The 25,342-nt window shown below is 60.0% G+C and carries 21 protein-coding genes and 1 pseudogene; 7 read left to right on the top strand and 15 right to left on the bottom strand.

Going from position 1 to position 25,342, the window contains the following annotated elements; all coding sequences use genetic code 11:
• The first annotated feature begins 14 nt into the window (after window positions 1-14).
• Entirely contained in the window at window positions 15-644 is a 630-nt protein-coding gene (locus IB250_RS15980; protein ID WP_192344832.1) for a glutathione S-transferase, read from the top strand.
• Between the two features lie 180 nt (window positions 645-824).
• Here IB250_RS15980 and creD read toward each other — a convergent pair whose 3' ends face one another.
• Window positions 825-2,195 carry a cell envelope integrity protein CreD gene (creD, locus tag IB250_RS15985; protein WP_192344833.1) on the bottom strand — a complete coding sequence of 457 codons (1,371 nt, stop codon included), beginning with the start codon at window positions 2,193-2,195 and terminating at the stop codon, window positions 825-827.
• Window positions 2,196-2,430: 235 nt separating this feature from the next.
• Between creD and IB250_RS15990 the strand changes: the two genes are divergently transcribed.
• Entirely contained in the window at window positions 2,431-3,441 is a 1,011-nt protein-coding gene (locus tag IB250_RS15990) for an acyltransferase family protein (protein WP_192344834.1), read from the top strand.
• 1 nt (window position 3,442) lies between these two features.
• Here the strand turns inward: IB250_RS15990 and creC are convergent, their stop codons facing one another.
• The 3 genes from creC to IB250_RS16005 are packed head-to-tail and all read right to left on the bottom strand — an operon-like array spanning window position 3,443 to window position 6,122.
• The gene (gene creC / locus IB250_RS15995; RefSeq protein WP_192344835.1) at window positions 3,443-4,876 is read right to left on the bottom strand and encodes a two-component system sensor histidine kinase CreC; all 1,434 of its coding nucleotides are present in this window, start codon (window positions 4,874-4,876) and stop codon (window positions 3,443-3,445) included.
• Window positions 4,876-5,556 carry a two-component system response regulator CreB gene (creB, locus tag IB250_RS16000; protein ID WP_192344836.1) on the bottom strand — a complete coding sequence of 227 codons (681 nt, stop codon included), beginning with the start codon at window positions 5,554-5,556 and terminating at the stop codon, window positions 4,876-4,878. The genes creC and creB overlap by 1 nt, the downstream gene beginning before the upstream one ends.
• A 59-nt stretch (window positions 5,557-5,615) precedes the next feature.
• On the bottom strand, window positions 5,616-6,122 hold the full coding sequence (locus IB250_RS16005; protein ID WP_192344837.1) for an ATP-dependent zinc protease: 507 nt from the start codon (window positions 6,120-6,122) through the stop codon (window positions 5,616-5,618).
• A gap of 273 nt (window positions 6,123-6,395) precedes the next feature.
• Between IB250_RS16005 and IB250_RS16010 the strand changes: the two genes are divergently transcribed.
• On the top strand, window positions 6,396-7,280 hold the full coding sequence (locus IB250_RS16010; protein ID WP_192344838.1) for an acyltransferase: 885 nt from the start codon (window positions 6,396-6,398) through the stop codon (window positions 7,278-7,280).
• Window position 7,281: 1 nt separating this feature from the next.
• Here the strand turns inward: IB250_RS16010 and IB250_RS16015 are convergent, their stop codons facing one another.
• From IB250_RS16015 to IB250_RS16055, 9 genes are all read right to left on the bottom strand, one after another.
• Window positions 7,282-7,908 (bottom strand): DUF2780 domain-containing protein, encoded by a 627-nt coding sequence (locus IB250_RS16015; protein WP_192344839.1) that lies wholly within the window; start codon window positions 7,906-7,908, stop codon window positions 7,282-7,284.
• A 241-nt stretch (window positions 7,909-8,149) separates the two neighbouring features.
• Window positions 8,150-9,349, bottom strand: a complete 1,200-nt coding sequence (fdhA, locus tag IB250_RS16020) for a formaldehyde dehydrogenase, glutathione-independent (protein ID WP_007907573.1) — start codon at window positions 9,347-9,349, stop codon at window positions 8,150-8,152.
• A 179-nt stretch (window positions 9,350-9,528) separates the two neighbouring features.
• Complete coding sequence (purU, locus tag IB250_RS16025; RefSeq protein WP_007907570.1) at window positions 9,529-10,386, bottom strand: formyltetrahydrofolate deformylase; 858 nt, start codon at window positions 10,384-10,386, stop codon at window positions 9,529-9,531.
• Between the two features lie 135 nt (window positions 10,387-10,521).
• Window positions 10,522-11,154, bottom strand: coding sequence for a sarcosine oxidase subunit gamma (locus IB250_RS16030; protein ID WP_038981143.1), 633 nt, complete (start codon window positions 11,152-11,154; stop codon window positions 10,522-10,524).
• A 130-nt stretch (window positions 11,155-11,284) separates the two neighbouring features.
• Complete coding sequence (locus tag IB250_RS16035; RefSeq protein ID WP_192344840.1) at window positions 11,285-14,302, bottom strand: sarcosine oxidase subunit alpha; 3,018 nt, start codon at window positions 14,300-14,302, stop codon at window positions 11,285-11,287.
• The gene (locus IB250_RS16040; protein ID WP_008008142.1) at window positions 14,299-14,628 is read right to left on the bottom strand and encodes a sarcosine oxidase subunit delta; all 330 of its coding nucleotides are present in this window, start codon (window positions 14,626-14,628) and stop codon (window positions 14,299-14,301) included. The genes IB250_RS16035 and IB250_RS16040 overlap by 4 nt, the downstream gene beginning before the upstream one ends.
• A 14-nt stretch (window positions 14,629-14,642) precedes the next feature.
• Window positions 14,643-15,893, bottom strand: coding sequence for a sarcosine oxidase subunit beta (locus IB250_RS16045; RefSeq protein WP_007907561.1), 1,251 nt, complete (start codon window positions 15,891-15,893; stop codon window positions 14,643-14,645).
• 23 nt (window positions 15,894-15,916) lie between these two features.
• The gene (gene glyA / locus IB250_RS16050; RefSeq protein ID WP_192344841.1) at window positions 15,917-17,170 is read right to left on the bottom strand and encodes a serine hydroxymethyltransferase; all 1,254 of its coding nucleotides are present in this window, start codon (window positions 17,168-17,170) and stop codon (window positions 15,917-15,919) included.
• Between the two features lie 284 nt (window positions 17,171-17,454).
• Window positions 17,455-18,171, bottom strand: a complete 717-nt coding sequence (locus tag IB250_RS16055) for a TraX family protein (RefSeq protein WP_192344842.1) — start codon at window positions 18,169-18,171, stop codon at window positions 17,455-17,457.
• A gap of 131 nt (window positions 18,172-18,302) precedes the next feature.
• Between IB250_RS16055 and IB250_RS16060 the strand changes: the two genes are divergently transcribed.
• The 3 genes and pseudogenes from IB250_RS16060 to IB250_RS16070 all read left to right on the top strand — a co-directional run bounded on the left by IB250_RS16060 (window position 18,303) and on the right by IB250_RS16070 (window position 21,177).
• Window positions 18,303-19,343, top strand: coding sequence for a low specificity L-threonine aldolase (locus tag IB250_RS16060; RefSeq protein ID WP_192344843.1), 1,041 nt, complete (start codon window positions 18,303-18,305; stop codon window positions 19,341-19,343).
• 243 nt (window positions 19,344-19,586) lie between these two features.
• A pseudogene (locus IB250_RS16065) lies at window positions 19,587-20,121 on the top strand (REP-associated tyrosine transposase).
• A gap of 231 nt (window positions 20,122-20,352) precedes the next feature.
• On the top strand, window positions 20,353-21,177 hold the full coding sequence (locus IB250_RS16070) for an SDR family oxidoreductase (protein WP_192344844.1): 825 nt from the start codon (window positions 20,353-20,355) through the stop codon (window positions 21,175-21,177).
• 105 nt (window positions 21,178-21,282) lie between these two features.
• Here the strand turns inward: IB250_RS16070 and gbcB are convergent, their stop codons facing one another.
• Entirely contained in the window at window positions 21,283-22,383 is a 1,101-nt protein-coding gene (gbcB, locus tag IB250_RS16075) for a glycine-betaine demethylase subunit GbcB (protein ID WP_123497283.1), read from the bottom strand.
• Window positions 22,384-22,667: 284 nt separating this feature from the next.
• Between gbcB and gbcA the strand changes: the two genes are divergently transcribed.
• Window positions 22,668-23,963 (top strand): glycine-betaine demethylase subunit GbcA, encoded by a 1,296-nt coding sequence (gene gbcA, locus IB250_RS16080; protein WP_123497279.1) that lies wholly within the window; start codon window positions 22,668-22,670, stop codon window positions 23,961-23,963.
• A 117-nt stretch (window positions 23,964-24,080) separates the two neighbouring features.
• Here gbcA and IB250_RS16085 read toward each other — a convergent pair whose 3' ends face one another.
• Window positions 24,081-25,331, bottom strand: coding sequence for a metallophosphoesterase (locus IB250_RS16085; protein ID WP_192344845.1), 1,251 nt, complete (start codon window positions 25,329-25,331; stop codon window positions 24,081-24,083).
• Between the last annotated feature and the right edge of the window lie 11 nt (window positions 25,332-25,342).

The raw sequence follows: 25,342 nt of genomic DNA on the forward strand, positions 1-25,342 counted from the left end.
TCGAGATCGTTGCCATGTCCGCCCCCAGCATGACCTTGTTCCACAACCCCGCGTCGCCCTTCGTTCGCAAAGTCATGGTGCTGCTGCACGAAACCGGGCAAACGAACCGCGTGGCGCTGCAAGCCAGCCAGCTCACGCCGGTCAGCCCGGATCTGGCCCTCAACGAAGACAACCCGCTAGGCAAGATTCCGGCCCTGCGCCTGGCCGACGGCAATGTGTTGTACGACAGCCGGGTGATCCTCGACTATCTCGATCATCAGCACGTCGGCAATCCGCTGATTCCTCGTGAAGGCTCGGCACGCTGGCGGCGTCTGACCCTGGCTTCGCTGGCAGACGGGATCATGGATGCCGCGGTGATGATTCGCTATGAAGTAGCCCTGCGCGCGCCGGAAAAACACTGGGACGAATGGCTTGACGGTCAGCGCGACAAGATTCGTCGCGCCCTGGCCCTGCTGGAAGCCGACGCGATTGCCGAGCTGACCAGCCATTTCGATGTGGCGGCGATCAGTGTGGCCTGTGCCTTGGGCTACCTGGATCTGCGCCATCCGGATCTGGAATGGCGCAAAGAGAATCCGAAGTTGGCAGAGTGGTATTTCGAGGTGAGTCAGCGGCCTTCGATGATTGCGACGATGCCGAAGGTCTGAAACTCGCGGTGACTGGTCTGCCGTCTTCGCGGGCAAGCCTCGCTCCTACAGGTCCAAGTAATCCGTAGGAGCGAGGCTTGCCCGCGAAGGAACCACCGCAATCCAACGGAAACAACCCTGCAATCCGCGTCGCCAACACCTCGCCCACCCGCTGATCCTCACGCAACCCCAACGACCGACTCATTCCACGGCTCCAATATCGAAGGCCAGCGGCTTGGCCGGTTTCTGCCCGATCCCATACCAGTCCAGCTTGCGGGTCAGCACCATGAACACGCCCAGCAGCCCGAACAACAGCAACGAGCCCATCAACAGCGCGTAATCCTCGGCACTCAGCAAGCCATAGAGCAAGCCATACAACGCCGCCAACCCCACCGAAAAGCTCACGCCGTGACGCACGCTGCGTAGCACATGGCAGACATAGAATCCGATCAACGCCACACAGCCACTCGCCGACAGCAGATACGCCAGGGCAAAGCCGATGTGTTCGGACAGCGACAACAGCAACAGGTAGAAGAACGCCAGCGCCACGCCCACCAGCGCGTATTGCACCGGGTGGACCGCCAGGCTTTTCAGCACTTCGAAGAGGAAGAAACCGGCGAAGGTCAGGACGATGAACAGCAGCGCGTATTTGATTGCCCGGTCGCTTTTCAGGTACTGGTCCACCGGGTCGATGAAACTCACGCCGAAGCTGCGACCGCTGAACGCCTCGCACTGGCCGCCAGACACGCAACTGTTCAACGCCTCTTGCAGGTTGGTGGAGAAGAATGAGGTCTGCCAATTAGCGGTGAAGCCCTGATCGGTGATTTCACGCTGGGCCGGCAGGTAGTTGCCGATGAAGCTGGGGTGAGGCCAATTGGCGGCCAGTGAGACCTTGCTGGTCTTGCCCACCGGAAGCACCTGCAACTGGCCGGTGCCTTGCAGGCGCAAGTCGAAACCGAATGCCAGTTCCGTGGCCTGTTGGGTGTCCAGCGCTGGCAGCGTCACGTGCACGCCTTCGCCCAACCACCCCACTTGGCTACCCGGTACAAAATCCTGGCTCTGGCCATTGAGTTCGAGCTTCAGCGCATTCTCGATGCCGCGAATGTCGCTGATGCCGACGGCCAGGAACGGTTGATCGAAGCGGTAATCGGCGAAGTCCTCTTTGATGCCCAGTTGTGCCGGGACTGAGAAATGCCCGCTGATGCGGTTATCGGCGTGGAACAGCCGCGCCTCGTAAATACCCCGAGCACGCAGTTCGGTCTGGACCTGGCCGTCCAGTTCGAAGCGCTCCGGCAGGAAATACAAACGGCCGCGTTCCTCGCGAACGTCCTGGTAACGCTGATTGGTTTTTTCGTTGGTTTTCCAGGTGCGCACCGTTTTGCGATAGGGCACCACCATCAGCGGGCCGCTCAGTTGCTGGCTGTAACTGGAACTGCGGGCGATGTCTTCGAGCACACCGTCGCGCAGTTGCTGGCGCTCCTGGATCACACCGTTGATCATCAGCAACGGGATCAGCAGCAACAGAATCAAAAGGGCAATCGCCCCCAGTTTTAGGGTCAGGCTACGGTTCATGGGACTCTCCCTGTTTGGATGGGGAAAGTCTGGGTCAGTTGTGTGGGGGTTTCGTGGAGGATCTGTGGGGATTGTGTGTAAATACCTGTAAAAGCCTTTTGGGTCTTGGCACACTGCGCTACCTTCAGGCCCCTGCGGGTATCTGCACCCATTCCGGATACATTTTACTGCCAGCTACAGTTCAGATTTTCGCCCCTTTGTTTGATATAGAGGAGGCCAGACAAGGAGCGCCTCTTTGCGAAACAACTCATTTGACCTGATCAGACACCTCGCTGCCCTCATGGTCCTGGTCAGCCATCACTTTGTGCTGTCGGGCATGAGCGAGCCGGGGATAACTGGTTACAACTCGTTGGGCGGTATAGCGGTCATTTGCTTCTTCGCTATTTCCGGGCTGTTGATCACCCTCAGTTATTTGAACGCCGCTAGCTTTCAAGACTACTTGGCAAAGCGTGTCGCTCGAATCTTTCCGGCGCTTATCGCTTGCTCATTTTTGATGACCTACGTGGCCGGAGCGTTCTTTGCCAGCGACTATGTTTTGGGAAAAGAGGCTTTGGTCGACTTTCTGCGCATTTCAGCTTTTGGACGTGCCTCCATTGATGAAGTAACCAGCGACTTCATCTTCAGCGAATCCTTTAACGGAAGCCTGTGGACGTTAAAGATCGAATTCGTTTTTTACATTCTGCTGGCGGTGATACTGACCTTGTATCGCAGCCCCTTGATGCCTCTGGCTTTGTTACTGCTGTTTGGCCTCGCAACCCTTGTCCTGAGCAACTACATCACGGACGCACTGGCGCAGAAATTTCTGGCCTACTGCGCCGCGGGCATAGCGTTTTTCTCGGGATCATTGATCGCCTTTCATCGACATCACTTCAACAGCCCTCGCACAAAAGCAATCGTATTGGCCGCCTCCATCCTACTGATAGTAGTTTCCTTGGGGACTTCGTCGGTGTGGGTCACCGCCACTCTAGGGGTCAGTCTGGCAACCATCAGCCTGGGCCTGTTGTACGTAGATAAAACCATCAGGGGCCGGTTTGATATCTCCTATGGCATCTACCTGTATGCCTTTCCCGTACAACAACTGGTCATCAATAAAACCCCACTGGCCTTTGTACCGTCTATTGTTGTCACGACTTTTATTGTCATCGGTCTGGCGACACTTTCATGGTTGTTCATCGAGCAGCCGGCACTCAAGTTCGTGCATAGAAACAAGGCCCGAAAATCAGTGCCTGGTTGGGTAGCTCCTTGAGTCAATGACGAGTCGCCTCAGGCAAATGCAACTTGGCCTCTACACCGCCAGTAACGTTGCCTACCCACAGTTGGCCGTTGTGCAGTTTGACCACTTCTTCAACGAAGTTAAGCCCCAACCCCGTGCTTTTGCGCCCACTGTCCGGACGCGGCAGTGAGTAGAAGCGCTCGCTCAAGCGCGGCAATGCATAGTCGGGAATCGCCTCGGCCTGGTTGAACAGCCTGAACTCAATCTGCTCACCGACTCGCTCGGCGCGCAAGCGCAGCACACCGTACGCCTGGGTGAAGTCCAAGGCATTCTCCAGCAGATTACCCAGCGCCTGGCGCAACAGAAACGGCTCGCCGAGCAGGTTCAGATCCGCAGAAATTTGCAGTTCCACACGCAACTGCTTGCCTTCGATTCGCGCAGCCTGCGCGCTTAACAGTTCATCCACCAAACCCGCCAACGGCACGGCCACCCGCTCTTCCAGCCCTTGGCGCTGTTCCACCTGCGCCAGGTTCAACAGTCGTTCGATCAACTGCTGCATGCGCGCACTTTCGCTGTCGATGTTGCTGACGAAACGCTGCTGCTGAGCCAGCGGCATCTGGCCTTGCAGCAATTCCGCCGCACCACGGATCGCCGCCAGCGGGCTTTTCAATTCATGGGTCAGGGTGTGTACATAACGCTCGACGTAGGCTTTGCCTTCGAGCTGGGTGCGCATCTGCTCCACCGCCGTGGCCAGTTGCTCCAGCTCGCCGCCACGATAATGCGGCACCTCGACCCGCCGGCCTTCGCTGACGGCCTGGGCATACGCCGTCAACCGCCGCAGCGCCGCGCTCAGCCACCACGACAACAGCGCACCGAACAGCAAACCAAGGCCAATCAGCCCGGCGCCATAAATCAGCAATCGTCGCTCGGTGCGATCAACGTAAGGCTGCAGCGAGCTGTTGGGCTTGGCCACCGTCACCACGCCAATGATTTGTCCGTTGTCGCGAATCGGTGCCCCGACATGCATCACCGACGAATTCGAATCATCCGGGTTGCTGCGCGTCGAACGTGCGCCGTACTCGCCGCGCAGGGTCAGGTAGACGTCGTTCCAGCGCGAGTAGTCCTGGCCCACCGCGATGCCGCTGGAATCGAGCACCACGATGCCCTTGGCATCGGTCACGTAAATGCGGTGGTTGACCTGATTCTTCGGCATTCCCCAGATATTCGCCTTCGGCTGCCGTTCACCGTAAGCCTTGAGCAACTCGGGCCAGCGGTTCTGGCTGAGGGTGCCGGCCTTGAAGTCGTCGCGCAGGATCTCGGCCATCAGGTTCGCGGTGTCCACCAGGGTTTCTTCGGTGGATTGGCGCACGCCGGGGCGGATTTCTTCCATCACGGTGTTGAGCACGAAGTAGCCGGTCAGGCCGATGAACAGCACGTAGACCAGAAAAATCCGGATCCCCAGTGGCATCAGCTGTGCCCCGGGCTGTAGCTGTAACCGAGGCCGCGATGAGTCTGGATCGGCTCGGCATCGGCCTTCACCAGGCGTAATTTGGCGCGCACGCTCTTGATGTGGCTGTCGATGCTGCGCTCGTAACCGGCATCGGCGGCCACGCCCAACGCATCGAGCAATTGCTCGCGGCTGAAGACTCGCTCAGGTTGTTCCAGCAGGCACTGCAGCAGACGGAATTCGTGGCGGGTCAGGCTCAAAGCTTGATTGCGATAGCTGATCTGCACCCGTTCGTTGTCGATACGAAACAGCACTGGCGCCATCTCCGCCACCGGTCGTGGCGCCATGCGCTTGAGAATCGCCCTGACCCGCGCCGCCACTTCCCGGGGGCTGAACGGTTTGATCACATAGTCGTCGGCGCCGATCTCCAGGCCCACCACGCGGTCGATCTCGGCATCACGGGCGCTGAGGAACATCACCGGCACTTCGCTGAAACGCCGCAATTGCTTGCAGGTCTCGAAGCCGCTGATATCAGGCAGGCCGATATCGAGAATGATCAGGTCGGCCGGCGTGGCGCGCTGATGCTCGAGCGCCGCTGCGCCAAGGCTCAACCAGGTGGTGGTGAAGCCCTCGCCCTGCAAGGCGAAAATCAGGGTGTCGGCAATCGCCGCTTCGTCTTCGACAATCAGGATATGAGGCATGGCGTCCGAGCCCGCTAGTTAAGTGGGCGAACGGTGCCCCAAGGCTGATGAGCCGTCAATCAGCAGTCGGGTTTGTCTGCCGTGAAACGCCGTGCCGGGTTCACCGCCGCACCGAATTCACGCAGTGCTTTGGCACCGATCAACAGCGGGTAATTGAAGCTGCTGCGGTCGGTGAGGTTAACCTCGACAGTGCGCTTGACATTGCCCAGGCACAGTTCCAGATCAACCACTGGCCGTTTGGTGGGTTCGATCGCGTCCTTGTCATCGTCGTCTTCTTCGGAGCGGGTCTTGATCTTGCTGATCCGCGCGATCTTGTGTTCGTAGACCTTGTTGCTCGCGCCTTTGGTGGCGAGGCGGAAACGCACCCATTCGTCGCCGTCGCGGGTAAAGGTTTCGATGTCCTTGGCCGACAGCGACGCGGTCAGGGCGCCGGTGTCCATTTTGGCCTTGAGGACTTCGCCGCCGATTTCCGGCAGCGCGATGTATTCGTAACGCCCGTACAGGGTCGGTTCAGCGGCCAGGACCGGCAGGGCCACGAGGGAAAGCAGTGCAAGGAGAGATTTCACGTAGGGGGCTTCCTTGAAGAGTGGGCAGCGGGATTTTAGACCGTTGTGTGGATGATCGTTCCCCATGCTCTGCGTGGGAATGCCTCATGTGACGCTCTGCGTCACGCTTTGGGGACGCGGAGCGTCCCGGGCTGCATCCCACGCAGAGCGTGGGAACGATCGCTATGTCAGTTCAACATACCGCCACAAGCGTGAAACATTCGTCACCACCGATTTGGCCTGTCGCCTGAAGCTGCTTATCATGGCGCGCCCAAACGCTTTCAAGAGTTACTTATGCGCCGCCTGCTCACCGGCTGTTTCGTTACCCTGCTGCTGTTGCTTAACACCCTGGTGCTGTTCGGGCCTTTGATGGTGTTCGCAGTGCTCAAACTGATCCTGCCCGGGCGTTTTCGCGATTACGCCTCGACAGCGGTGATGTGGATCGCCGAAACCTGGGCCGAAATCGACAAACTGATCTTCCGACTGTGCATCCCCACCCAATGGGACATCCGCGGCGGCGATGATCTGCGCCGCGACACCTCGTATCTGGTAATCGGCAACCATCAGTCCTGGGTCGATATCCCGGCGCTGATCCAGGCGCTTAACCGGCGTACGCCGTTCTTCAAATTCTTCCTCAAGAAAGAACTGATCTGGGTGCCGTTCCTGGGCCTGGCCTGGTGGGCGTTGGACTATCCGTTCATGAAGCGCTACACCAAGGCGTTTCTGGCAAAGAACCCGGAGCTGGCCGGCAAGGACCTGGAGATCACCAAAGAGGCCTGCGAGCTGTACAAGCGTCAGCCAGTGACAGTGGTCAATTATCTGGAAGGCACTCGATACACCTCGGCGAAAAGCGCCCAGCAGCAGTCACCCTTCACCCACCTGCTCAAGCCCAAGGCTGGCGGCGTGGCTTTTGTGCTGGCGGCGATGGGCGAACAGCTGGATGCCATTCTTGATGTGACGGTGGTGTATCCACAGCAGAAGATCCCTGGGTTCTGGGATTTGATCAGCGGCAACGTGCCCAGGATCATCATCGATATCCAGACACGTGAACTGGACCCGGCGCTGTGGCAAGGCGATTACGAAAACGATCCGGTGTTACGCGAACACGTCCAGAACTGGGTGAACCAGCTCTGGATCGAGAAGGACCAGCGTATCAAGGCCCTGCGCGCCGAGGGCTGACTCAGCTACCTATGCCGGTGCCGGTGCCAGTGCCCCAGATTCCGCCAAGATTTTGCAGCAGCGAACCGGCGACGCCTTGCTGACCGAGGTATTGCAGAATCACCGGGGCAAACAGGCCGATCATGCCGGTGTCCATGCCCAGGGCACTGAACGCGTTGTTCAGGTCCTTGGTGTCCTTGACGTTACCCAGCAAACCATTGAGCAAAGGGTTCTTGTCGACACCACCGCCGAGCAGCCCACCCAATCCGCTCAAGCCACTGAGAGCGCTGTTGCCGGCGATCTGATCGAGGCCCGGCACATTTTTGCTCAGCTCGGTGAAGTCCTGGCCGCTGAGTTGGTTCCTGGCCAGCCCCAGCATCGCACCGGCACCACCCACGGCCTGTTCTGCCGTGACGTTGAGCTGAGACCCCAGGGTAGTGAGCAAACCGGCAGCCTTGGGGAGCGCTGCCACGGCGTCTTCGCTCTCGTCGCTCTCGCCGCTCTCATCGTCCTCGTTACCCTGCATCGCCGTAACCGCATTGGCCGCATCGCTGAGGCTGAACTGTGCAAAGGCCGGGCTGGCGGCCAGCGTCGTCAACGAAGCAACAGCCATGAGCGATGCCAGCGCAAAACCGCGTGAAACGTTCATCCAGACATCCTCTTGTGCCATGAGAACCACCCGGCAGGGCAGCAAAACTGCCGATTAGACCGGGCATCTGCTGGCATGTTCCCCCCCAGTCGTGGAACCCCGAATCCATACGATGAATGGCACGCCTGCTCCCGCCAAACTGGCCTGTGAACAACCCGGCAGAACCTGAAAGCGCAGGCTGCGGTGCTCCATAAAAAAGGGCGACATCACTGTCGCCCTTCTTCCCGTCTTGCTCCCAGCCTTACGCCGCGCTGAACATCTTGTGCGGATCGATCACAAACTTCTTCGGCACGCCCGCATCGAACTCGCCATAACCACGCGGGGCGTCGTCGAGGCTGATGACTTCGACACCCACGATGTCGGCAATCTTGATGCGGTCCCACATGATGGCTTGCATCAGTTGGCGGTTGTACTTCATCACCGGGGTCTGGCCGGTGTGGAAGCTGTGGGATTTGGCCCAGCCCAGACCGAAGCGAATGCTCAGGCTGCCCATTTTCGCGGCGGCATCCACCGCACCCGGGTCTTCAGTGACGTAGAGGCCGGGGATACCGATTTTGCCCGCCACGCGAACCACACCCATCAGCGAGTTGAGCACGGTGGCCGGAGCCTCGTGCTTCACGCCGGCATGGCCGTGACCGCGAGCTTCGAAGCCTACGGCATCGACGGCGCAGTCCACTTCCGGTTCGCCCAACAGTGCAGCGATTTGTTCGTGCAGTGGGGTGTCTGTCGACAGGTCGGCGATTTCGAAACCCTGAGCCTTGGCATGGGCCAGGCGGATCGGGTTGACGTCACCGATGATCACCACCGCAGCACCCAGCAGACGAGCGGAAGCGGCAGCTGCCAGGCCAACCGGGCCGGCGCCGGCGATGTACACGGTGCTGCCAGGGCCAACGCCGGCAGTCACTGCGCCGTGGTAACCAGTGGGCAGGATGTCGGAGAGACAGGTCAGGTCACGGATTTTTTCCATGGCCCGGTCGCGATCTGGAAGTTTCAGCAGGTTGAAGTCGGCATACGGCACAAACGCGTATTCGGCTTGGCCACCGGTCCAGTCACCCATGTCGACGTAACCATAGGCACCGCCCGGACGCGCCGGGTTAACGCTCAGGCAGACGCCAGTATGTTGCTCTTTGCACGAACGGCAACGGCCACAGGCAACGTTGAAAGGAACCGACACCAAGTCGCCGATCTGCAGGTTCTCGACACCGCTGCCCTTCTCGATCACTTCACCCGTGATCTCGTGGCCCAGCACCAGACCGGTCTGAGCGGTGGTACGCCCGCGCACCATGTGCTGATCGGAACCACAGATGTTGGTGGACACTACGCGCAGGATGACGCCGTGCTCGATCTTCCTGCCGCGCGGGTCCTGCATTTTGGGATAGTCGATTTTCTGTACTTCGACCTTGCCAGCGCCGAGATACACCACACCACGATTACCAGACATGCTTTCACCTCGCTGTTGTTTTTATGTAGCGGTCGCGTCGCCATGGAGCGGCGGCGCGTTGATTGCTCGGGTTATTGCCTGTGTGTCTTGTGTTGTTTGTTATGGCGCCATCGCTAGCAGGCTAGCTTCCACAAGGGTACGCATTTCAATGTGGGAGCTAGCCTGCTAGCGATGGCGATCTAAAGAACGACGGTGCGATTGGCGTTCAAAAACACCCGTCGTTCAATGTGATAACCAACGGCCCGCGCCAGGGTCAGCCCTTCGATATCCCGCCCCTTGGCGATCAAATCTTCGGGGTAATGACTGTGATCCACAGCCTCCACGCCCTGGGCGATGATCGGGCCTTCGTCCAGGTCGTTGTTGATGTAATGCGCTGTGGCGCCGACCAGTTTCACGCCCTTGTTGTAAGCCTGGTGATAGGGCTTGGCACCCTTGAAACCCGGCAGCAGGGAGTGATGAATGTTGATCGCCTTGCCGTCGAGTTTGCGGCACAACTCTGGGGACAGAACCTGCATGTAGCGCGCAAGAATCACCAGTTCGGCGCCGGACTCTTCGACCACCTGCCAGACCTGACGCTCCTGGGACGGCTTGTCGTTCGGGTCCAGGGGAAAATGGTAGTACGGAATCTGATGCCAGTCGGCTAACGGCTTGAGGTCCGGGTGGTTGGAAACCACGGCGACCACGTCCATCGACAACTGGCCGATGCGCTGACGGTAGAGCAAGTCGTTGAGGCAGTGATCGGCCTTGGACACCATGATCACCACTTTCGGCCGGTGATGCGGCGGGGTCAGTTCGAAGACCATCCCGAAGGCGTCACCACGCTCTGCCAAACCTGCGCGGAAAGCTTGCTCATCGAAGCCATCAGGCTGACGAAATTCCACGCGAATGAAAAAACGACCCGAGAGCCGGTCATCAAAGGAATGGTGCTCGGTGACGTAGCAGCCCTGCTCGAACAGAAAGCGGGTCACCGCATCCACGGTGCCGAGGACGCTAGGGCAATCGGCGGTCAGAATCCATGTGTCTGGGGCGCGGCTCATAGTGCGGTGACTCCTGTAGCGAAACTAATCGTTCCCACGCTCTGCGTGGGAACGCCGCCATGGACGCTCTGCGTCCGCTTTGGGACGCGGAGCGTCCCGGGATGCATTCCCACGCAGAGCATGGGAACGATCATGTCAGGCCTGGACGCTAAGGCCGTATTCAGCGGCAGCATCCTGCAACCACAACCACCAGTAATCCGAGAAACTACGACGGATCAGCAGCTCCCAGGTGTCTTCGGCGGTATGGCGGATCATCAATTGCGACTTGGCGAACACCGTGCCGACAGCCTTGCCCACCGGGAAGTTGTTAGGGTGCACGTCATAGCTGGTGGATTTCATCAGCACCTGGCGTACGTTCGGGCCGCTGAGCTCGAGGATCTGCTGGCCGCCGCTGACGTTGACGATCTGGATGTGCAGGTCGCCCAGTGCTTCACGCAGCTTTTTCTCGGCAGCGAATTCTTCACCGGTTGGCACGATCAGCAGCCATTCATCCGGCCCCATCCATTGCAGGCTGGTTTCGCCTTTGATCACCACGGTCAGCGCGGCAGGCAGTTCCAGGCCGAGGGCCTTGTGCACGCCGGCGGCGAACGCGGCATCGTGACCATCGCCACGGATGGTCAGGTGACCGAGGAGTTTTTTCTCACGCACGATCACGCCGGCGTTCTTGCGACCCTTGCCCACCAGGCTGGCGAGGTCGGCATGATGCAGCGACGACTCGGCCTTGGCCCCGGTGGTTGGGCGTTGTTGGTAAACATTGGCTGCGGTCATAAAGCACCTTTCTTTTGTTGATCGTTCCCACGCTCTGCGTGGGAATGCCGCCATGGACGCTCTGCGTCCGCTCTTGGGACGCGGAGCGTCCCGGGATGCATTCCCACGCGGAGCGTGGGAACGATCAGTGTCAGATATTCTGGCGATCGCCTTTCGGATCGAAGAACACCGAAGAAACGATTTCCGCCTCGATCACGCTGCCGTCGGCCAGCGGTGCGAACACCCGCTCACCCATGCGCTTCAAGCCGCCCTTGACCACACCCATGGCAAACGAATAGCCCAGGGAGTTGTGCAGGTAACTGGAAGTCACGTGACCGACCATGGTCATCGGGATGGTTTGCTTGGTGTTGAACACCAGTTGCGCCCCTTCCGGCAGCCATTTGGTTGGATCGATCGGCTTCAGACCGACCAGCTGTTTGCGTTGATCACGCACGCAGTCTTCGCGGTTCATGCCACGCCAGCCGATCCACGAGAATGGTTTGGTGCGACCGACACACCAGCCCATGTTCAGGTCGTCCGGGGTCATCGAGCTGTCAGTGTCCTGACCGACGATGATGAAGCCCTTCTCTGCCCGCAGAACGTGCATGGTTTCGGTGCCGTACGGAGTCAGGTTGTACTGCTTGCCGGCCTCGACGATTTTTTCCAGCACGCCCATGGCGTAGTCGGCCTGCACGTTGACTTCGTACGACAGCTCACCGGTAAACGAAATCCGGAACACCCGCGCTGGCACACCACCGACCAGACCTTCTTTCCAGGTCATGAACGGGAAGGCTTCGTTGCTCAAGTCGATGTCGGTGACTTCGCTGAGCAGCTTGCGGCTGTTCGGCCCCGACAGGGTCATGGTCGCCCAGTGGTCAGTGACCGAAGTGAAGTACACCTTCAGCTCTGGCCATTCGGTCTGGTGGTAGATTTCCAGCCATTGCAGCACGCGAGCAGCGCCGCCGGTGGTGGTGGTCATCACGAAATGGTTGTCGGCCAGGCATGCAGTCACGCCGTCGTCGAACACCATGCCGTCTTCTTTACACATCAGGCCGTAACGGGCCTTGCCCACATCGAGCTTGGTCCAGGCGTTGGTGTAGATGCGGTTGAGGAACTCACGCGAATCCGGGCCCTGGATGTCGATCTTGCCCAGGGTCGAAGCGTCCAGCAGGCCGACGCTGTCGCGCACGGCTTTGCATTCGCGCTTTACCGCCGCGTGCAGGTCTTCACCGTTTTTCGGGAAGTACCAAGGACGTTTCCACTGACCGACGTCTTCGAATTCAGCACCGTTCTTCACGTGCCAGTGATGCAGCGCGGTGAAACGAACCGGCTCGAAGATGTGCCCACAGTGACGACCGGCCACGGCGCCGAAAGTCACCGGCGTGTAGTTCGGGCGGAACATGGTGGTGCCCATCTGCGGGATGGTCACGTTCAGCGAACGGGCGGCAATGGCCAGACCGTTGACGTTGCCGAGCTTGCCCTGGTCAGTACCAAAACCCAGCGCGGTGTAACGCTTGACGTGCTCGACCGACTCGAAGCCTTCGCGGGTCGCCAGTTCGATGGCGGCAGCGGTGACGTCGTTCTGCAGGTCGACGAATTGCTTCGGCGCACGGGCAGTGGCTTTTTCGTGAGGCACCTGGAACAGCGCCAAAGTTGGCTCTTCCAGACGGCTCAGGGCTTTGGGCAGTACGCCTTCGACCTTGCCGAAACCGGCTTCGCTGGCGGCGCGAGCACCACCTTCAAAACCATCGGCCAGCGAATCGCCGAGGCCGTAGACGCCGTTGATGCCACCGACGCACACACGTTTCTGCGGTGCTTCACCCGGTACGAAACCAAGGATGTCTTCACGCCAGATCGGCTTGCCGCCCAAGTGCGATGCCAGGTGAACCACCGGGCTGTAACCGCCGGAACTGGCGACCAGGTCGCATTCGAGCCACTCACCCGGGCTGGTCACGGTGTGTGCTTTTACGTCAATTGCGGCAACGCGAGCGGCAGTGACGTGCTTGCTGCCACGGGCCTCGATCACGGCGCTGCCGGTCAGGATGCGAATGCCTTTGGCGCGAGCCTCTTCCACCAGCGCACCGCGAGGATTGCTGCGGGCATCGGCGATGGCCACCACTTGCAGACTGGCGTCGAGCCAATCCAGCGCCACGCGGTAGGCGTGATCGTTGTTGGTCGACAGCACGAGCTTCTTGCCCGGTGCCACACCGTAACGACGAACATAAGTCGACACAGCGCCGGCGAGCATGTTGCCCGGCACGTCGTTGTTGCCGTAAACCAGTGGACGTTCGTGAGTACCGGTCGCCAGCACTACACGCTTGGCGCGAACCCGGTGGATGCGCTGACGCACCTGGCCAATCGGGGCACGGTCACCGAGGTGATCGGTGAGGCGCTCGTGAATGGTCAGGAAGTTATGGTCGTGGTAACCGTTGACCGTGGCGCGCGGCAACAGCAGCACGTCCGGGGTGTTTTTCAGCTCGGCGATGACGCTGGCGACCCACTCGGTGGCAGGCTTGCCGTCGAGGCTTTCGCGGGAATCGAGCAGGCTGCCGCCGAACTCTTCCTGCTCATCGGCCAGGATCACTCGCGCACCGCTGCGGGCAGCCGCCAGCGCAGCCGCCAGACCCGCAGGGCCAGCGCCGACGATCAGCACGTCGCAGTGCTGGTTCATGTAGTCGTAGGTGTCCGGATCGTTCTCGGTCGGCGAGCGGCCAAGGCCGGCAGCCTTACGAATGTACTTCTCGTAGGTCATCCAGAACGATTGCGGGTACATGAAGGTTTTGTAGTAGAAGCCCGGCGGCATCAGCTTGCCGCCGACCTTGCCGAGAATCCCCATCATGTCGTTGTTCACGCTTGGCCAGCCGTTGGTGCTGGTGGCGACCAAACCTTGATACAGCGCTTGTTGCGTGGCGCGCACGTTCGGGATCTGCGTGGCTTCGGTCGCACCGATCTGCAGCACAGCGTTCGGCTCTTCGGCACCGGCGGCGAAGATGCCGCGTGGGCGCGAGTACTTGAAGCTACGGCCGATGATGTCGACACCGTTGGCCAGCAGGGCTGCGGCCAGGGAGTCGCCTTCAAAGCCTTTGTAGACCTGGCCGTTGAAGGTGAAGCTCAGCACTTTGTTGCGGTCGATGCGTCCGCCGTTGGACAGGCGATTGATCTGGCTCATACCTTCTCTCCCAGAGCCGTGGCGGCCGCTTTCGGGCTGTCGGTCTTGTCGGTGAACTGCGGCTTGGCGCCGATCTTGTAGGTTTCGAGAATCTCGTAGGTCACGGTGTCACGGGTGACGTTGAAGTACTGACGGCAACCGGCGACGTGATCCCACAGCTCGTGGTGCAGACCGCGAGGGTTGTCGCGGAAGAACATGTAGTCGCCCCACTCCTCGTCGGTGCAGCTGTTCGGGTCCAGTGGACGCGGGATGTGCGCCTGGCCGGATGCATGGAATTCCTCTTCAGAGCGCAGTTCGCCACAGTGAGGACAGAAGATATGCAACATAGGGATTTCTCCTGTTAGTGGGCGACTGCTGCAGCGCCGTGTTCGTCGATCAACGCACCGCTATGGAAACGGTCGATGGAGAAAGGTGCAGCCAATGGGTGCATTTCACCCTTGGCCAGACTCGCGGCAAACACGTTGCCCGAGCCAGGTGTGGCCTTGAAGCCACCGGTGCCCCAACCGCAGTTGAAGAACATGTTCGGTACCGGGGTTTTCGAGATGATCGGGCATGCATCCGGGGTGGTGTCGACGATGCCGCCCCACTGACGGTTCATGCGTACGCGGGACAACACCGGGAACATCTCGACGATGGCCTGGATGGTGTGCTCGATCACCGGGTACGAACCACGCTGGCCGTAGCCGTTGTAGCCGTCGATACCGGCGCCGATCACCAGGTCGCCCTTGTCGGACTGGCTGATGTAACCGTGTACGGCGTTGGACATGATCACGCTGTCGATAATCGGCTTGATCGGCTCGGACACCAGCGCTTGCAGCGGGTGCGATTCGATCGGCAGACGGAAACCGGCGAGTTTGGCCATGTGGCCGGAGTTACCGGCAGTGACCACACCGACGCGCTTGGCGCCGATGAAGCCCTTGTTGGTTTCAACACCGATGCACACGCCGTTTTCCTTGCGGAAGCCGATCACTTCGGTTTGTTGAATCAGGTCCACGCCCAAGGCATCGGCGGCACGGGCAAAGCCCCACGCCACGGCATCGTGACGGGCCACGCCGCCGCGACGCTGGACGGTTGCGCCCATCACCGGGTAGCGAGTGTTCTTGGAGCAGTCGAGGTACGGAATCTCGTCGGCCACTTGTTTGGCATCGAGCAGTTCGCCGTCCACGCCGTTGAGGCGGTTGGCGCTGACCCGACGCTCGGAATCACGAATGTCTTGAAGCGTGTGGCACAAGTTGTAAACGCCACGCTGGGAGAACATCACGTTGTAGTTCAGGTCCTGGGACAGGCCTTCCCACAATTTCATCGCGTGTTCGTACAGGTGCGCCGACTCGTCCCACAGGTAGTTGGAGCGAACGATGGTGGTGTTGCGGGCGGTGTTACCGCCGCCCAGCCAGCCTTTCTCGACCACGGCCACGTTGGTGATGCCGTGTTCCTTGGCCAGGTAGTAGGCGGTCGCCAGACCATGCCCGCCACCGCCGACGATGACCACGTCATAGACCTTTTTCGGGGTCGGCGTGCGCCACATCTTCTGCCAGTTTTCGTGATGGCTGAGGGAGTGTTTGAAGAGGCCGAAGCCCGAATAGCGTTGCATAGTCATTTACTCCAAAACCGCGCTCAGCGATAAACCGGGAAGTCCGCGCACAGGGCTGCCGCATGCTTGGCGACATTGGCCTCGACATCGGCATCGCCGAGGTTGTCGAGGATGTCGCAGATCCAGCCGGCCAGTTCAACGCACTGGGTAACCTTGAAGCCGCGAGTGGTCACCGCCGGGGTGCCGATACGCAGGCCGGAGGTCACGAACGGCGACTGTGGATCGTTCGGGACAGCGTTCTTGTTCACGGTGATGTGGGCGCGACCGAGTGCTGCGTCCGCCTCTTTACCGGTGAGGCCCTGACGGATCAGGCTGACCAGGAACAGGTGGTTATCGGTACCGCCGGACACTACATCGTAGCCGCGTTTGATAAATACGCCGGCCATGGCTTGGGCGTTGTCGATCACTTGTTGCTGGTAAGCCTTGAAGCCAGGCTCCAGCGCTTCCTTGAAGCACACGGCTTTACCGGCGATGACGTGCATCAGCGGGCCGCCCTGAGCACCGGGGAACACGGCAGCGTTGAGCTTTTTCTCGATTTCTTCGTTGGCCTTGGCCAGGATCAGGCCACCACGCGGACCGCGCAGGGTCTTGTGGGTGGTGGTGGTGACCACGTCGGCGTAAGGCAGCGGGTTCGGGTACAGGCCGGCAGCGACCAGACCGGCAACGTGAGCCATGTCGACGAACAGCAGCGCACCGACCTTGTCGGCGATCTGACGGAAGCGCGGGAAGTCCAGGGTCTTGGAGTAGGCAGAGAAGCCGGCAACGATCATCTTCGGCTTGCACTCGACGGCCAGGCGCTCGACTTCGTCGTAATCGATCAGGCCGGTCTTGGTGTCGATGCCGTACTGCACGGCGTTGTACAGCTTGCCCGAGGACGACACTTTGGCGCCGTGGGTCAGGTGACCGCCATGGGCCAGGCTCATGCCGAGGATGGTGTCGCCGGCTTGCAGCAGGGCCAGGTACACGGCGCTGTTGGCCGAAGAGCCGGAGTGCGGCTGAACGTTGGCATAGTCGGCACCGAACAATTGCTTGGCGCGCTCGATGGCCAGGGCTTCGACCTTGTCGACGTGCTCGCAGCCACCGTAGTAGCGCTTGCCCGGATAGCCTTCGGCGTATTTGTTGGTCAGGCCGCTGCCTTGCGCTTCCATCACGCGCTTGCTGGTGTAGTTCTCGGACGCGATCAGCTCGATGTGATCTTCCTGGCGTTGCTCCTCGGCATTCATCGCCGCCAGCAGTGCATCGTCGTAACCCTTGATCTGGTCTTGCTTGCTGAACATCGCGTCTCTCCCAGCGGCATCTATGCGCCATTCGTCTCGGTAAGGCACTGGCGTTACGGCAGTGCCCTTTGGAAGCGATGGTATGACCGGCGCAGACAGGTCAAATGCCTATGGACGCCACGCAAAGGTGCGTTTACGACATGGCGAGAAATGGCATGCCGAACACAACCCTTGAAGCAGCCAGGATCCCCTGTGGGAGCGGGCTTGCTCGCGAATGCGGTTTGTCATCCGACACTGATGTTGACTGGCCCGGCGCATTCGCGAGCAAGCCCGCTCCCACAGGGTTATGCGAGGGCGTGGCGCAGGACTAGCAAGATAAGGAAATGCGCAGGATAGAGCGCATACGCCCAACGGCGCATCGGTGGTGGTTGAACGCCTTGGGCATGTCGCAATAGCAGCAGACCCAACAGTGGCGCAATCAGACAAGCGGCAATGCCGAGGATGGCTGCACTGTTGTGAAGTCTGGCGGAGTAATACAGCACTTGCCATTGATTGGCCGCCAGGCAGACCAGCCCCGGCAGCAGACTGAGATACCAGGGGCGGTTAATCACCAGCAACATCGCCAGCGGCATCAGCACACCGAAGAATCCGAACATCAGTCGTTCCGGGAACAGCGCCGCCAGCAACAAGGCACCCGCCGCCAATAGCCGCGGCTGAAGCATCCTGTGCTGCCAGCCACGGGCGACCAACAAACCCAGAACCAACGTGGGCAATACGTTTAAGGTTTTGAGATCAGGAATGTACATCCGGTAGGGGATTTCGCTTACAGCGCTAAACAGCAACAACCAACCGAGGTAACGCCACTGGCCGTCGGCCGTGACTGCACGGACTCGCGACAGGTTCGCCGCCATCGCCAGACAGAACCACGGGAACGCCAACCTGCCCGGCACATACAGCAGATCGATGGAGTAACCGACATATCGCAGGTGATCGAGCACCATGCTCAGCAGCGCCAGCCACTTGAGCAGATCCAGCGCCCCATCCCGTTGCGTCATGTGCATAATTGCCCGTCAACCGTGTATTTTTCTGACAGCATCATCCCGTGTGCTCTCCTGACGATCTTGGGTAAAGTGCGCACCATCATTGACCACGATGCTCTTCACCATAAGAGCCTCGACCAAGGAAGCCGGCCATGACCGACAAGAGCCAACAATTCGCCAGCGACAACTATTCCGGTATCTGCCCTGAAGCCTGGGCTGCCATGGAACAGGCCAACCACGGCCACCAGCGCGCTTATGGCGACGATGAGTGGACCGCTCGCGCGTCCGATCAATTCCGCAAACTGTTCGAAACCGACTGCGAAGTGTTCTTCGCCTTCAACGGCACCGCGGCCAACTCATTGGCCCTGTCGTCACTGTGCCAGAGTTACCACAGCGTGATCTGCTCGGAAACCGCCCACGTCGAAACCGACGAATGCGGCGCACCGGAGTTTTTCTCCAACGGCTCCAAGCTGCTCATCGCCCGCACCGAAAACGGCAAGCTGACGCCGGAGTCGATCCGCGAAATCGCCCTCAAGCGCCAGGACATCCACTACCCCAAACCCCGCGTAGTGACCCTGACCCAGGCCACCGAAGTCGGCAGCGTGTACACCCCGCAAGAAATCCGCGCCATCAGTGTCACCTGCAAAGAACTGGGCCTGAACCTGCACATGGACGGCGCACGCTTCTCCAATGCGTGCGCATTTCTTGGCTGCTCGCCAGCCGACCTGACCTGGAAGGCCGGCGTTGACGTGCTGTGCTTCGGCGGCACGAAAAACGGCATGGCGGTGGGCGAAGCGATTCTGTTTTTCAACCACAAACTGGCCGAAGACTTCGATTACCGCTGCAAGCAGGCCGGGCAACTGGCGTCGAAGATGCGCTTCCTCTCGGCGCCGTGGGTCGGGATCCTGGAAAACGACGCCTGGCTCAAATACGCCCGCCACGCCAATCACTGCGCGCAGCTGCTGGCCGAACTGGTGAGCGATATTCCTGGCGTGGAACTGATGTTCCCGGTGCAGGCCAACGGCGTGTTCCTGCAACTGTCGGAACCGGCAATCGCCGCGCTGACCGCCAAGGGCTGGCGCTTCTACACCTTCATCGGCAACGGCGGCGCACGCTTCATGTGCTCGTGGGACACCGAAGAAGAACGCGTGCGGGAATTGGCGACGGATATTCGGCACGTGATGTCGGCCTGATCGTACTGATCGTTCCCACGCTCTGCGTGGGAATGCCTCTGGGGACGCTCCGCGTTCCTGCCTCACCGCTGACGTCCCAATACCGTTGTGACGCAGAGCGTCACGGGCTGCATTCCCACGCAGAGCGTGGGAACGATCATGTAGAGACACGTCGACATTTCCCACGCTCTCTGCGGCGCTGTCCGCTAGCCCCACTACTTCACCTCCCTCACCCTAGTCATTCCCCCGCAAAGGAATGCACCCATGGGCCGAAGCCGCTACACCATCACCGAACCCGACAAACCCCATTTCCTGACCTGCACAATCATGGAATGGCTCCCACTGTTTATCCGCCCCCTACATTGTCGATCACTTGCTCAATTGCTGGCGCCATCAACAAACCCACCAAGGTCTAAAGCTGTATGGTTACGTCGTCCTGGAAAACCATCTGCATTTCGTTGCCGAAGCTCCAGACCTGAGCAAATGCCTGCGCCAGTTCAAATCCTTCACCGCCCGCCAAATCATCGACGATCTGCAAAACAAAGGCGCAGAGCGCGCGTTGCGGCGCCTGCGTTTCTGCAAACGTGCACACAAACAGGACAGGGTTTATCAGCTCTGGCAGGAAGGGTCACACGCGGAAATGGTGTACAGCGAAACTGTGATGTGCCAGAAACTGGATTACATCCACTACAACCCGGTGAAGCGTGGGTACGTAGATCTGCCGGAGCATTGGCGCTATTCCAGTGCGAGGAATTATGCAGGGATGGAGGGGCTGATCGAGATACAGCGTTGGTATTGAGGCTCATAGCCCCCCAACCTGATCGCTCCCACGCTCCGCGTGGGAATGCAGCCCGTGACGCTCTGCGTCACAACAGTGTTTGGCATTGCATCGGCGGTGAGGCAGGAACGCGGAGCGTCCCGAGAGGCATTCCCACGCGGAGCGTGGGAACGATCAGTTTCGGGGAGTTGGTCTACATTGACTGGCGAGCTGTTTCGATCCGCTCAGATAACAACAATCAGGAGCGTATGCATGTCACTACAAGGCAAAACCCTGTTCATCACCGGCGCCAGCCGTGGCATCGGGCGTGAGATTGCGCTACGGGCAGCAAAGGACGGGGCCAACATCGTGATTGCCGCGAAAAGCGCCACCCCTCACCCCAAACTGCCAGGCACCATCTTCAGCGTGGCGGCGGAAGTTGAAGCCGCGGGAGGCAAGGCGTTGGCCTTGCAGGTGGATGTGCGTGATGAAGTTGCCGTGCGCCAGGCCATGGCCGACGCCAGCGCACATTTCGGCGGCATCGATGCGCTGATCAACAATGCCGGGGCGATCAAGCTGACCGGTGTGCAACACATCGAACTCAAGCGCTTCGACCTGATGCACCAGATCAACACCCGCGCCGTGCTGCTGTGCAGCCAGGCCGCCCTGCCCTATCTGAAAAAAACCGCCGGCCACATCCTCAACCTGTCGCCGCCGCTGAATCTGGCCACCAAGTGGTTCGCCCAATACAGCCCTTACACAGTGACCAAATACGGCATGAGCATGCTGACGTTAGGCATGAGTGAGGAATTTGCCAACTACGGCATCAGCGTCAATTCCCTATGGCCACAGACCATGATCGCCACGGCTGCCATCGAGTTTCAGCTGGGGTCGCGCGAGTCGTTCAAACATGCGCGCACGCCGGCGATCATGGCGGATGCGGCTTACGCGATTCTGAGCAGCAGTGGTCGCAGCATCACCGGGCGGTTGCTGATTGATGAGGAGATTCTGCGGGAGCATGGCGTGACCGAATTCGATCATTACCGCTTTGAGCCCGACACCAAAGACAAGCTGATGCCAGACCTGTTTGTGGACTGAAATACCAACCATTGTGGGAGCGGGCTTGCTCGCGAAAGCGGTGTGTCAGGCAACATCAATGTTGACTGTGCCGCCGCCTTCGCGAGCAAGCCCGCTCCCACAGGTTCAAAACTCGATCCGCACGTCGCCCTTCGGCACGCTACAGCACGACAGGATGAACCCTTCGGCCTCGTCTTCCTCGGTAATCCCGCCGTTGTGGTCCATTTCAACCTCGCCGCCCAGTTTCATCACCTTGCACGTCCCGCAAATCCCCATCCCGCAGGCTTTCGGGATCAGCAGGCCAAGCTTGGCCGCCGCCGCATGCACGGTTTCGCCCGGCGCCACGCGAATGCTTTTGCCGGACGCGGTGAATTCCACCTGATGCAGATCCGCCGCGTCGATTTCTGGAGCATCCGCCGCTTGCTCGGCTTGCTCCACCGCATCGGCACGGGCTTCCGCTGGCGTCGCGCCGAAGGATTCCTCGTGATAACGCTTCATGTCGAAACCCGCCGCCTCAAGCATGCGCTTGACCGCGTTCATGTACGGGGTCGGGCCGCAGCAGAAGACTTCACGGTCAAGGAAGTCCGGCGCCATCAGTTCGAGCATCTTGTGGTTCAGGTAACCGCGATAACCGGCCCACGGCTCGCCCAGACCATGCTTCTCGCAGATCAGGTGCAGGCTGAAGTTATCGATCCGCGACGCCATGTGTTCCAGCTCGCGGTGGTAAATGATGTCTTTCGGTGAACGGGCGCTGTGGATGAATACCATGTCGACATTGCCGTTGGTATCGTAGAACCAACGGGCCATGGACATGCACGGCGTAATACCGACGCCGCCGCTAAGGTAGAGCACTTTCGGCGCGGGGAAGTCCATGGCGTTGAACAGCCCGACCGGCCCGTGCACCGCCAGCTCCTGGCCTTCATGCAGGGTGTCGTGCAGCCAGTTGGACACCTTGCCCCCCGGCACGCGCTTGATGGTCACCGAGAAGCTGTACGGCACCGACGGCGAGCTGGAAATGGTGTAGGAGCGCATGATCGGCACGCCGTCGATTTCCAGCTCCAGGGTGACGAACTGCCCGGGCTTGAAGAAGAACAGGATCGGCTGGTCGGCCATGAAGCAGAAGGTGCGCACATCCCAGGTTTCCTGGATGACTTTGACGCAACGGACAATGTGTCGACCATTGGCCCAGGTCTGGGTGGTTACCGGATTCAGGAAGCTGTTGGACATGCTGTTCTCCACGGCCGACTACCGGCCTTTATGTTGGCGATTCTGCGTATAGCGCAGCCCCTCCATTTACCTATCTGCGACATTCACATACTTATCGCGACCAGCCCCCAATTACCGGGGGTTGCGCGTCGGGAACAGATTGGGCCATGTCGCCCATGGATAAGGTTCTGGCGAGCGCCGGCCCCACACTCGCCCCATACCAAGACATAATCTTTACACCTTGCGTAGCAAACCTGATTAGCCACTTTCGCCGGCCACACAGAATGGCCTTGAGGATCAAATCGATGGACGTCACCGCAAAAATCAGCCTGGGCGATCCGCTGGAACCCGCACGCAAGGCCACCGCGCAGATGCTGCAAGAACGCGAGCGCACTTTCTCGCTGCCGCAGCCGTTTTACTCTGACGAGCGGCTGTTTGATATCGACATGCAGGAAATCTTTCAGAAAGAGTGGTTGATCGCCGGCATGACCTGCGAAATCCCGACCAAGGGCAACTACCTGACCCTGCAAGTCGGCAAGAACCCGATCATCGTGATTCGTGGCGCCGAAGGCGTGGTCCATGCGTTCCACAACGTCTGCCGTCACCGCGGTTCACGGCTGTGCACCAGTGAAAAAGGCAAAGTCGCCAAACTGGTCTGCCACTACCACCAGTGGACGTATGAGCTGGACGGTCGCCTGCTGTTCGCCGGTACCGAAATGGGCGCCGACTTCGACATGAAGCAGTACGGCCTCAAACCGGTGAACGTGAAAACCGCTGGCGGCTACATCTTCATCAGCCTGTCGGAAAACCCGCCGGCCATTGATGACTTCCTGTCGACGCTCAGCCATTACATGGAACCGTACGACATGGAGAACACCAAGGTGGCGGTGCAAACCACCTTGATGGAGAAAGCCAACTGGAAACTGGTGCTGGAAAACAACCGCGAGTGCTACCACTGCAACGCATCGCACCCGGAACTGCTGAAAACCCTGCTGGAATGGGACGACGTCACCGACCCGCGTGCCGACCAGGCCTTCAAGGACCACGTCGCTGCTTCGGCCGCTGCCTGGGAAGCCGAGAAGATCCCTTACGCCCACGCCAGTTTCGGCCTGCGTAACCGCATCGTGCGCATGCCGCTGCTCAAGGGCACCGTGTCGATGACCATGGACGGCAAACAGGGCTGCGCCAAGCTCATGGGCCGCATCAAGAACCCGGACCTGGGCTCGATGCGCATCCTGCACCTGCCGCACTCATGGAACCACTGCATGGGCGACCACATCATCGTGTTCACCGTGTGGCCGATCAGCGCTCAGGAAACCATGGTCACCACCAAGTGGATCGTGCACAAGGATGCGGTCGAAGGTGTGGACTACGACGTGGAGCGCATGCGCCAGGTCTGGGATGCGACCAACGACCAGGACCGTCGCCTGGCCGAAGAAAACCAGCGCGGCATCAACTCCACCGCGTACCAGCCAGGGCCTTACTCCAAGACCTATGAGTTTGGCGTGGTGAACTTTGTGGACTGGTACAGCGAGCGGTTGCTGAACAACCTTGGGGCCGAGCCTGCGCCGTACCTCAAAGGCGTTCCGGTTCAGGGCTGATCTGTCACGCTGATCGTTCCCACGCGCAGCAAAGGAATGCCTCAACGGACGCTCTGCGTTCTGCTTCTGGGACGCAGAGCGTCCCGGGCTGCATTCCCACGCAGAGCGTGGGAACGATCAATGGGCTGACGAAGACCACCGCACCGACCCATCCTCGCCAATAAACGTCTCTTCGATGTTTTCCCCCACCAGCCGCACCTTCACATAACCGTTCAACACCCGATCCGGGTACGCCTCGTCCCGCGCATTTTGCGTTTCCGACCACAGCACCCGCGCATGCCCGCTCAGCTCGCTGGCATTGCCGTAGGGAATCGCCCCATGCCCGGCGCAGCGCGCATGCAACCCGCCTTGAGCGGCGTAGCAGATGCCGTTGTGCAAATGCCCCCAATACCAGTAATCCGGCTCGCGGCCCAAGGCATCGCAGACGGGTTGATACAGCGCGGTCTTGTTGTGCCCGGAAATGTCGAAGCCCTGGTGATGACTGAGCACCATGATCTTCTTGCGTAGGGGCAGGCTTTTCATCCAGTCGATCTGCGGTTGGTTCAGGGTGCCATCCATGTACAGGTTCATGGCGTCCGAGGCATACGCCGTGTCGAGGCCGATCACCAGCCAATCATCGTTGTACAGCGCGAAGTAACTGGTGCCCTGCTGCGCCGGAAAACGCTTGGCCAGTTCCTTGAAATAGCCGTGGGCGCCGCTGTACATCTCGTGGTTGGAATTGAGAGTGAAAGAGCCCTGCGTGCCCATCGGCCAGCCGGCCATGTCCACGTCTTCCTGGGAATGGGTGCCGGCGTAATACACATCCCCCAGGTGAATGGTGAAATTGGCCCGGGCCAGTTGCATCTGATTCGCCACCGCCACCGCCGGGGCATGGCTGTCGAACGGTCCGGTGCCCCAGTCGCCGGCGATCGCCAGGGTCACGTCGCGATCCATTTTCACCAGTGCCGGGTCAGTGGCAAACGGCGCGTGATGCCGCAGGTTTTCGATCCATTTCAGCAGGGCCTCACTCCATAACAGGTCGAGCAGTTCCCATTTGCGGCAACCGAGCAGACTGCCGTCCTTCAGCACTCGGGTTTGTAGCTCATCCACCGATTGCGGCAACGGACTGGCATTGCCGATGCGCAGGATCGACAAACCATGGGCCAACTCCCACGGCACGCCCGGCTGATCGTCCGGTAACTCGCCGTGCTTGAGCACGTACTGCGCCTGATCGTGGCCGCGTTTGAGCAGAGCAATGATGGCTTCGAACTCCTGGGGTTCGAGCTCACTGACAAGCTTCATCCAGGCCATTTCCACGCGCGTGAGCAAACCATGCAGCCGCACTTTGACCTTGTCGTACTCGTGTTCCCAATGACTGACCAATGACATGTCGCTTTCCT

The organism is Pseudomonas sp. PDM09 (genome assembly GCF_014852305.1).
Taxonomy (GTDB): Bacteria; Pseudomonadota; Gammaproteobacteria; order Pseudomonadales; family Pseudomonadaceae; genus Aquipseudomonas.